The organism is Roseibium sp., from assembly GCF_025698965.1.
Classification (GTDB): Bacteria; Pseudomonadota; Alphaproteobacteria; order Rhizobiales; family Stappiaceae; genus Roseibium.
The window spans coordinates 1-9766 of sequence record NZ_JAILWL010000240.1; the positions used below are offsets into that span (position 1 = coordinate 1).

Consider the following 9766-nt stretch of genomic DNA (forward strand, 5'->3'; position numbering starts at 1 on the left):
GGAAGACATGCATCCGTTGGAAAAATTGGCTGCGCATTTGGGCCACATCGGTCTTTACGCCCTGCTCTTTGCAATGCCAATCACCGGCTGGTTGATGGTGTCTGCTTCTCCCTGGGGTATTCCGACAGTCCTATTCAACGTCCAGCCGGTGCCCCACCTGCCTGTTCCAGAAGCCCTTGGCACCAAGGAACAAGCGGAAAGCTTCTTCAAGATGTTGCATGGATATGGAGCCTATCTGCTGATTGCACTGATTGTCGTCCACATAGCCGCCGCATTCAAACACCATTTCATCGCTCGCGACGATACCTTGAAACGCATGGTTTCCACCGCGTCGGCGAAGAACAAATCCTGAAATTCAACTTTAGGAAAACTCTATATGGCTCTGAGAAATATTGCATTTGCACTATCCATTTCTTCAGCAATCGTCGTCAACTCACCAGTGATGGCCGACACCTGGAACGTCGATCCCGGACAGAGCACCCTCGGATTTGAAGTCCAGCAGGGTGAAGGCACGTTGAGGGGCACTTTCGCCACATGGACGGCAAGCATCGAATTTGATCCGAACGCACCGGAAACAGCTGAAATCGCAGTTGACGTCAAGGCCATGAGCGCCTCGACCGGTAATCCGCAATTTGACGGAACCATGCCGGGTTCCGAATGGTTTGATGTCAACTCATTTCCAATTGCCGAATTCAAAGCGGACGCGGTTTCACTAGTGGAAGGCAACAGCTACAGCGCCGATGGCACGTTGACCATCAAGGGGATCTCCCATCCGGTCAAACTGGATTTCACGCTGGACATTGACGGCGACACCGCGAAGGCGGAAGGCAAGGCCACCGTCAACAGGCTTGACTACAAGCTCGGATCCGGCGTCGGTACGGATACGGTCGGCGACCTTGTCACAGTCACCCTGGATTTGACTGCCATAAGATAAGTCGAAGTTCTCCTTATCCAACCAAATCATTAGGCCGCAGGACTTGGCGTTTGCGGCCTTTTTGCCGTATGAGGACAGCACTCAACGTTCCAGCGCAGCCGGTTCCTTGTCTGACCGGCAACAGCCAGATCAGGAAAGCCGTCTTATGAACGCTCCCGTTACGCCCCCCGACTATCAGCACAGTGCCCTCTTCCCGCAAGGTGAAGATCAGACACCATATCGCAAGCTGTCGTCCGACTTCGTCAAAACCGCGGAGTTCAACGGGGAAGAAGTCCTGATGGTCGAGCCGGAAGGACTGCGCCTGCTAGCGGAGGAAGCCTTCAAGGATATCAACCATTTCCTGCGCCCCGGTCACCTGGAGCAACTGAAGAAAATCCTCGACGATCCGGAAGCCACCGAAAACGACAAATTCGTTGCGTTCGATCTCTTGAAAAACGCCAATATCGCTTCCCACGGCGTTCTGCCCATGTGCCAGGACACAGGCACTGCGATTGTCATGGGCAAGAAAGGACGACGGGTCTGGACCGACGGCACGGATGAGGCCGCGCTCGGCGAAGGTGCGCGCGATGCGTATTACAAAAAGAACCTGCGATATTCGCAGCTCGCACCGATCTCCATGTTCGAGGAGAAAAACACCAAGAGCAACATGCCGGCACAGATCGAGCTTTATGCGGATGGCGAAGACGCTTACAAGTTCTTGTTCATGGCAAAGGGCGGCGGGTCTGCCAACAAGACCTTCCTCTTTCAGGGAACGCCGTCCCTTCTGACACATGACCGGATGATCGATTTTCTGAAGGAAAAGGTCCTCACCCTCGGCACGGCCGCCTGCCCGCCCTATCACCTGGCAATTGTCATCGGCGGCACATCAGCCGAGATGAACCTGAAAACCGCGAAACTTGCCTCGGCACGGTATCTCGACAACCTGCCGACTGAAGGTTCTGAACTCGGTCACGCTTTCCGCGACCTTGAGATGGAACAGGAAATCCTGAAACTAACCCAGGCAACCGGTGTTGGCGCCCAGTTCGGCGGCAAGTATTTCTGTCACGATGTTCGCGTGATCCGTCTGCCGCGCCATGGCGCCTCACTGCCGATCGGACTTGCTGTTTCCTGCTCGGCGGACCGTCAGGCCGTGGGCAAAATCACCAAGGACGGTATCTTTCTGGAACAGCTTGAAATGCATCCTGAAAAATACCTTCCGGAAGTGACCGACGACCATCTGTCGGACAATGTTGTGAAGATCGACCTGACGCGACCGATGTCCGAGATCCTGGGCGAGCTTTCCAAACACCCGATCAAGACGCGCCTGTCGCTGACCGGTCCGCTTATCGTCGCTCGCGATCTTGCGCATTCCAAGCTTCGCGACCGTCTGGAGGCAGGAGAGCCGCTCCCTGACTATATCAAGGATCATCCGGTCTATTATGCCGGCCCGGCCAAAACCCCTGAAGGTATGCCTTCAGGCTCCTTCGGACCAACCACCGCTGGCCGCATGGATGCCTATGTCGACCAGTTCCAGGCAGCCGGCGGTTCCATGGTGATGTTGGCAAAGGGCAACCGGTCCGCACAGGTTCGCCGTGCCTGCCAGGCTCACGGCGGCTTCTATCTTGGATCCATCGGCGGTCCGGCCGCCCGCCTCGCTCAGGACTGCATCAAGAAAGTGGAAGTGGTCGAGTTCGAGGAACTCGGCATGGAGGCAATCTGGAAGATCGAAGTCGAGGATTTTCCGGCCTTCATCGTCGTAGATGACAAGGGCAATGATTTCTTCAAGGAATTGAATCTCGGCTAAAACAAGCCGGCATCAAACAGGCAGCCCACCGGCTGCCTGTTTTTTTAGCGGGTGTTCGATCTCTCCAATGAGCCTGAATGAAAAACAGGCCGGCCGAAAATTTCACTCTGGACTCATGGATATCTGCTACCTGCAATTGACAGAATCGCTCTCTCGCCCATAGGCTCCGTTCCTGCAGGGGAGCCCCGCTGAGGGGGCTGAGAGGTGGACATCGCGCAAGCGAAGTGAAGCGACCCTTTGAACCTGACCCAGATGATACTGGCGTAGGAAGCAATCGGAGCAGGTCGCAGTCCGATCACGTTCTTTGGGATCAATTCTGATCCACTTTCCTGCAAAAGCATGACGACGGGTCTTTCTGAGCTATCCGCTCAAGGAGAGAACCATGACGACACCATCCTTCAAGATCACGACCGGTTGCCTGCCGGCCTCCCGCAAGATCCACGTTGCCGGTGAATTTCACGCCGACATTCGGGTGCCGATGCGAGAGATCAGCGTACACCCGACCGCAGGTGAACCACCAGTCACGGTCTACGATACCTCCGGGCCCTATACCGATCCCCAGGCGCAAATCGACATTTCATCAGGGCTCGCCAAGATCCGGCGCGGCTGGATACTCACGCGAAATGATGTTGAAGAATATGAAGGCCGTGCCATTCAACCTGCCGATAATGGTTTCGTTTCCAACGAACGACTTGTGCCGGAGTTTCCAAACACGACAAAACCCTTGCGGGCAAAAGAAGGCCGACCGGTTACGCAGCTGGCTTATGCGCGCGCAGGTATCGTGACCCCGGAAATGGAATTTATCGCCATCCGGGAAAACCAGAAACGCTCTCTTTCGATTGCGCGTGACGGTAATGATTGGGGGGCCTGTATCCCAGACCATGTGACCCCGGAATTCGTGCGCGACGAAGTCGCTGCCGGACGTGCCATCATCCCAGCCAATATCAACCATCCGGAAAGCGAGCCGATGATCATCGGTCGGAACTTCCTGGTGAAGGTGAACGCGAACATGGGAACGTCTGCGGTCACTTCCTCCATGGCGGAGGAAGTGGACAAGATGGTTTGGGCGATCCGCTGGGGCGCCGACACCGTGATGGACCTGTCGACCGGCCGGAACATTCACAACACGCGGGAATGGATCATCCGCAATTCTCCGGTACCGATCGGCACGGTGCCGATCTATCAGGCTCTGGAAAAAGTCGGCGGTGTCGCTGAGGACCTGACCTGGGAGATCTTTCGCGATACCTTGATCGAGCAGGCAGAACAGGGTGTCGACTATTTCACGATTCATGCAGGGGTTCGCCTGCACATGGTGCCGATGACGGCGAACAGGGTAACCGGGATCGTCAGCCGCGGCGGGTCGATCATGGCCAAATGGTGCCTGCACCACCACAAGGAGAGTTTCCTCTATGAGCATTTCTCCGAGATCTGCGACATCTGCCGCGCTTACGACGTTTCATTCAGTCTAGGAGATGGTCTGCGACCGGGGTCCATAGCAGACGCCAACGACGAAGCGCAGTTCGCCGAGTTGGAAACACTCGGCGAACTGACCAAAATTGCCTGGGACAAGGATTGTCAGGTGATGATCGAAGGTCCTGGCCATGTCGCCATGCACAAGATCAAGGAGAACATGGACAAACAACTTGAGTGCTGTCACGAGGCCCCGTTTTACACGCTCGGGCCGCTCACCACGGATATCGCTCCAGGTTATGACCACATCACATCTGGAATCGGTGCTGCGATGATCGGCTGGTTCGGCTGCGCAATGCTGTGTTACGTCACTCCGAAGGAACATCTCGGCCTACCCGACCGCAACGACGTTAAAACCGGTGTGATCACCTACAAGATCGCTGCCCATGCAGCCGATCTCGCCAAGGGTCTCCCCGGGGCTCAGGCACGGGATGACGCTCTCTCCCGGGCGCGTTTCGAATTCCGCTGGGAAGATCAGTTCAACCTGTCGCTTGATCCCGATACGGCCCGCGATTTCCACGATCAGACCCTGCCGAAGGAAGCCCACAAGGTTGCGCATTTCTGCTCCATGTGCGGTCCGAAATTCTGCTCCATGCGCATCAGCCACGACATTCGGGCAGAAGCGCAAAAGACCGGCATGGCGGAGATGGCGCAGAAGTATCGTGATGGTGGCGATCTTTATGTTCCGGTCGCACACCAGGACTGCTAAATCGTCTTTCGGCCGGAAGTACAGAACAAGTACTTCCGGCGCTGTGTCGCCCGAATCTCGTTTTCATCGACAGGGTGCAGGAGGCTGATCGAGGTCAGTTTTCAGCGTTTGTTTTCAAAAACTCTTCCTCTAGGGAAAAAATCAACGGCTGCCTATTCATTGGTACATTTGTCAGCATCTTTGAGGAGATTTACCGGGATAAATCCGTGCGAGAGCATATTTTCGTTGCAATTTCAGCAGAATTGATCGACCTGAGCCCTGCTCACATCAACGTGAGATTCCTTTCGAAGCCGTTTTGGGCCATGATTGTTAATAGAGCGGCAAGGACATTTTCTTAACGTAACCTTCGATATGTAGCGCGCCAAATGTGGGCTGGGCGCTTATGGGGGACAAAGATGAAGACGTTTTTATTTGCAATGATTGCTGTGCTTGCCGGAGCCTTGATGCTTCCCGGCGATGCTTTCGCACGTGCCGGATATTTCGATCACAGCACTAATACTTGGGTCACACCCAAATACCATCCGGGTGGTAAGTCACCTGTAAAGCGCAAGAAGGTCCGTTACGACGGCCCGTATTCACCCGGCACGATCGTTGTCGATACATCCGAGCGTCGACTTTATCATGTGCTGCCGGGCGGCAAGGCCATGAAGTACGGCGTCGGTGTCGGCAAAGAAGGCTTCCAATGGGCGGGCACCCATCGTGTTACTCGCAAGGCTGAATGGCCGAGCTGGACGCCGCCTGCACAAATGCGTGCCCGCGAGCGCAGGAAAGGCCGCATTCTCCCGTCCTATATGCCGGGAGGCCCGCGCAATCCGATGGGCGCACGCGCGCTCTATATCGGTTCCACCCTTTATCGCATTCATGGAACCATTGAGCCGTGGACGATCGGTTCAGAGGTTTCTTCAGGCTGTATCCGGCTTGCCAACGAAGACATCATTCATCTTTATGAAAATGTTTCCGTCGGCTCCAAGATCATTGTGAAGCGCTAAAGCACAAATTCCACGATGCAAAAAGCCGGGCAGGATTGCCCGGCTTTTTTTGTTCGGAACTGGAAAAATGCAACAGACGGATTGCGGTGACTTTCAATTCGGGAGAACGGCCATTTCACCATCGTGCAGGAAACAGCCCTTGCTGAAATGCGACAGGGTTCGGCAACCTCAAATCCGCAAAGCCCGGCAATTGCTTTTTATCCGGATCAAATGAGCGATGAACCTGTGACAGGAAAACCAGCCTTATTCCCTTCCTCAGGGCCAAACGCCTCAGCTGCCTGATCTGTACATCGAGTTCAGGTTCCGATCGCCTTTGGTCAAGCACCTGCAGATAATCAATCACAGCAACTGTGCCGGGTTCGGCCATGGAAAGCCCGGTTTCGATATGATCCGCGCAAAGGCGATCCGAAAGGTCGATCAGAAGTCTGGAATTTACTTTGGGGTCCCTGCCCGCACTGTGCGACAAACGCTGGTTCACGTCCTCCAACGAACATTCACAGGAAAAGAAAAATGCCTGATGGCCCGATCGGGCAGCCTCAACCAGCAAATCGATCCCAAACAGTGTTTTGCCATGACCGGGACGAGCCGCCAGAATCAGCAGTTCCCCGTCTCCAAATCCGGCAAGAACGCTGGCTTCAGGTTTCCCGATCTTGTTCTGCCGAGTTTTGTAGTACGCTGCTAAAAGCCCCCAACTGGAAAACCCTTCATCAGCCGCGACCATGTCCAGCGCGGCATGGTGAGGCAAACGTTCTTTGCGTGCCAGTTGACGGGCCAGGCGTTTCAAGCGGAACAAGGGTGCTGACAATCTCATTTGCAACCTCCTGAAATTCGCGCAAATGCTACAATCCCTCCTTATGTGCATGCGCGGTCAGGTGATGCCGATGCAATTTGCCCTGCAGGTCAACTGCTGCTCCGATTGGAGGGGGAAGGCGCGGGTCAAGCCATCAGGAACGATAGCTGATTCTGCTTCCACAATTCCAGTTTCGGAAAAGATCGATGACAGGTGCTAGCGGTCGCGACTCAGTCCCTTTTGCTCAAGTTCCTGAAGATAGATGCCCCAGTGTTTCTGTGGCTCGTTGCCAAGCTCGCGAAAATAGGTCCAGGTATAGATACCGGAATGGTGCATGTCGTCGAAATGGATCCGTACCGCATAGTTGCCTACCGGTTCGATCTTGATGATTTCGACATTTCGTTTGCCTGGAACCGTTTGCTTCTGTGAGGGGTTATGCCCTTTTACCTCTGCGGAGGGTGAGCAAACGCGCAGATATTCTGCTGACAGGTCGTGGCGTTCGCCGTTGTTGAAGGCAACTGTCAGCGTCTTCCTGTTCTCAGAAACCCGCAGCTCGGTTGGCCAGGGGGCTGTGTCATCGGTCATTGAGCATTCCAATTCATGAGAGCAATCGGTGACAGGCCTAAACGCCTCCTCACCTCGTTCCGGATTTGCGCGGACGATACCGGGCTGCTCCTTGCCGTCAAGCTGCGTTTTGTCCCGCCTCTTTAACGGCGCTGTAGCCTTCAAGTGCGGCTTTGCGGGCAGCAGCATGGTCGACAATCGGATGAGGATAGTTTTCCCCCAGCTCCACCCCTGCCCTTGTGAGCACATCAGATGGGGCGTCAAACGGCGCGAACAGAAAAGCCGTCTCAAGGTCTTTCAGTTCCGGCACCCATTTTCGAATATAGGCCCCGTTCGGATCGAATTTCTGGCCCTGACTTATCGGATTGAACACGCGGAAGTATGGAGCAGCGTCCGCACCGGAACCTGTCACCCACTGCCAACTTGCGGAATTGTTTGCCAGGTCGGCGTCAACAAGCGTGTCCCTGAACCAGGCCTCGCCGTGATACCAGTGCAGGCGAAGATGTTTAACCAGGAAACTGGCAACAATCATCCGAACCCGATTGTGCACGTAGCCGGTTTGCCAGAGTTCACGCATTCCTGCATCCACAATCGGGTACCCGGTCTGCCCTTTTTGCCAATTTTCAAGATCTGCCGGATGGTTCCGCCAGGGATAGGCATCAAAGGCAGGACGCCAGTTTTCCGATGGCAGTTTTGGAAAGTGGAAGAGGAGATGAGAGGAAAACTCCCGCCAGGCTATTTCCGAAAGAAACTTCATGGCATCCGCGCGCAGTGATTCAGCTTTGCCAACATGAAGAAGCGTTTCGTGCCAGATCCGGCGCGGTGAGATTTCTCCGAAATGCAAATGTGGAGAAAGACGGGAAACCTTTGGCAGATCCGGCCGGTTGCGCAAGTCGCCATAATCCTCAAGGCCTGTGCTTAGAAACGCCGTGAGCCGCTCTTCCGCACCGGTTTCACCCGGGTCCCAGATATCATTCCATCTGGCAGCCCAGTTCGGAGCCTCCGGCAAAAGATCAAATTGATCCAGGTCGACGCCGTCATGACCGGAGATGAACTCAATTTGTCCGGGCGCCGGTAGCGGCTGTTGCACGCCCAACTTTTGCATCGCTCGCCAGAAAGGAGAATAAACCTTGAAGGGACCACCCGTTCCGGTTTTCATTTCCCATGGCTCGAACAGCAAATTTGCTTTGAAGCTCCTCGCTTCAAACCCTTCGCTTTTCAGCATGTTCTTGATATCGGCGTCGCGTTCGACCACGTGTGGCTCATAGCCGCGGTTCCAGTAAACCGCCTCGACACCGGTATCCTTTGCGAGCGCAGGGATCAGATGCCTCGCGCAGCCTTTCAAAAGCACCAGACCGGGGAGAGATTTTTTCAGCGCGGCCAGGCTATGGTGCAGCCACCAATTGCTTGCACCGCCCAACGGATGATCCTCACCTGACTGTTCCGGGGTTTCCCGAATGAAAACAGGAAGGATCCGCCCTCTTGCCACTGCTTCGAATAGCGCTGGATTGTCGTTGATACGAAGGTCGTGGCGGAACCAAACAAGTGTTGTCATGCTGCCCCTGTCTACTTTGTTTTATGGAATACGCCAGGGACAGCAATTGGATCAAACGAAACATCGGTCACAACCTGTTCAGGTTAATGGCCTTTCGTTATGCGGACACAGCATCGGTAGCAAATTGCCTGAGGCGTCCAAGGTGATCATCCCAACCTTTATCCAGCGCACTCAGCATCATGAAAGCCGCCTCACCTGCTGCTTTCTCGATCCCCTCATGAACTAATGTCAGTTGAGTTCCTCCGGCAACTTCCTTTAACGACCAGCGAACCGTGGTCATGGCGCCATTCAGCGGTTTGACGGTAAATGTATAGACCAGACTTTCGTGCGGGCGCATTTCCAGAACGGTTCCCCAGCAAACCCGGGCCATATCGGCGCGTTGATCCAAAAGTGCATATTCAGCCCCCTCCTCCAGATCGTTTTCCGAAGGATGGAACCAGCGGGCCAGTTTTTCACTTTTCGTCAGGAAGTCCCAAACGACATTGCGCGGAGCATTCAGAATAACGGTCTTTGTGATGGTCGTTTCCGTCATTTGTCGGTTTCCTTCAGTTCACTCATGTCCTTGGCGATTTCACGCTGCAAATTGGTGAGCTTTTCGTCCCAGAAGTGTTCGAAGTATCCAAGCCACTCGAATGCAGACCTGAGTGGCTCCGGGTTCAGTGTGTTGCGTCGTTCGCGTCCGCGGGCCTCTCGACTGATGAGGCCTCCTTCTTCCAGAATTGTCAGATGCTTGTTGATCGCGGTTCGGGTGATGTCGAAACGCTCGGCAATATCAGCGATTGCGAGGCTTTCAGCCGATAGGTACAGCAGGATCTGCCGCCTCGTCGGGTCGGCCAGAGCTCGGAAAACGTCTTGAGGGCCGGTATTCATTTGCCCGTCTCCGTTACGGGCAGAAAATCAAACGGTCCGTCCTGGTACAGGAACGTGACGCAGTCGACTTTCGAGATACATTTGCTCAAATGTGGCAGGCCT

The 9766-nt window shown here is 54.8% G+C and carries 10 protein-coding genes and 1 riboswitch; of the genes, 5 read left to right on the forward strand and 5 right to left on the reverse strand.

Annotated features, from left to right (window positions below; translation table 11 throughout):
- The 5 genes from K5905_RS18825 to K5905_RS18845 all read left to right on the forward strand — a co-directional run.
- Positions 1 to 352: cytochrome b/b6 domain-containing protein (locus tag K5905_RS18825; protein ID WP_297586582.1), on the forward strand; the 352-nt coding region annotated here is incomplete at its 5' end.
- A 24-nt stretch (positions 353 to 376) separates the two neighbouring features.
- Entirely contained in the window at positions 377 to 934 is a 558-nt protein-coding gene (locus K5905_RS18830) for a YceI family protein (RefSeq protein WP_297586584.1), read from the forward strand.
- 145 nt (positions 935 to 1079) lie between these two features.
- Entirely contained in the window at positions 1080 to 2717 is a 1638-nt protein-coding gene (locus tag K5905_RS18835; RefSeq protein ID WP_297586585.1) for a fumarate hydratase, read from the forward strand.
- A gap of 166 nt (positions 2718 to 2883) precedes the next feature.
- Positions 2884 to 3004: riboswitch (TPP riboswitch) on the forward strand.
- A gap of 95 nt (positions 3005 to 3099) precedes the next feature.
- Complete coding sequence (gene thiC, locus K5905_RS18840; RefSeq protein ID WP_297586587.1) at positions 3100 to 4896, forward strand: phosphomethylpyrimidine synthase ThiC; 1797 nt, start codon at positions 3100 to 3102, stop codon at positions 4894 to 4896.
- Positions 4897 to 5291: 395 nt separating this feature from the next.
- Complete coding sequence (locus K5905_RS18845; protein WP_297586589.1) at positions 5292 to 5885, forward strand: L,D-transpeptidase; 594 nt, start codon at positions 5292 to 5294, stop codon at positions 5883 to 5885.
- Positions 5886 to 6000: 115 nt separating this feature from the next.
- Here K5905_RS18845 and K5905_RS18850 read toward each other — a convergent pair whose 3' ends face one another.
- The 5 genes from K5905_RS18850 to K5905_RS18870 all read right to left on the reverse strand — a co-directional run bounded on the left by K5905_RS18850 (position 6001) and on the right by K5905_RS18870 (position 9664).
- A complete protein-coding gene (locus tag K5905_RS18850; protein WP_297586591.1) occupies positions 6001 to 6696 on the reverse strand; it encodes a DNA helicase in 696 nt (231 codons plus the stop codon).
- A gap of 195 nt (positions 6697 to 6891) precedes the next feature.
- Positions 6892 to 7260, reverse strand: a complete 369-nt coding sequence (locus tag K5905_RS18855) for a DUF971 domain-containing protein (protein WP_297586593.1) — start codon at positions 7258 to 7260, stop codon at positions 6892 to 6894.
- Positions 7261 to 7357: 97 nt separating this feature from the next.
- Complete coding sequence (locus tag K5905_RS18860; RefSeq protein WP_297586595.1) at positions 7358 to 8794, reverse strand: deoxyribodipyrimidine photo-lyase; 1437 nt, start codon at positions 8792 to 8794, stop codon at positions 7358 to 7360.
- Between the two features lie 97 nt (positions 8795 to 8891).
- Positions 8892 to 9326 carry an SRPBCC domain-containing protein gene (locus K5905_RS18865; protein WP_297586596.1) on the reverse strand — a complete coding sequence of 145 codons (435 nt, stop codon included), beginning with the start codon at positions 9324 to 9326 and terminating at the stop codon, positions 8892 to 8894.
- Entirely contained in the window at positions 9323 to 9664 is a 342-nt protein-coding gene (locus K5905_RS18870; protein WP_297586597.1) for a helix-turn-helix transcriptional regulator, read from the reverse strand. Before K5905_RS18870 ends, K5905_RS18865 begins: the two co-directional genes overlap by 4 nt.
- Between the last annotated feature and the right edge of the window lie 102 nt (positions 9665 to 9766).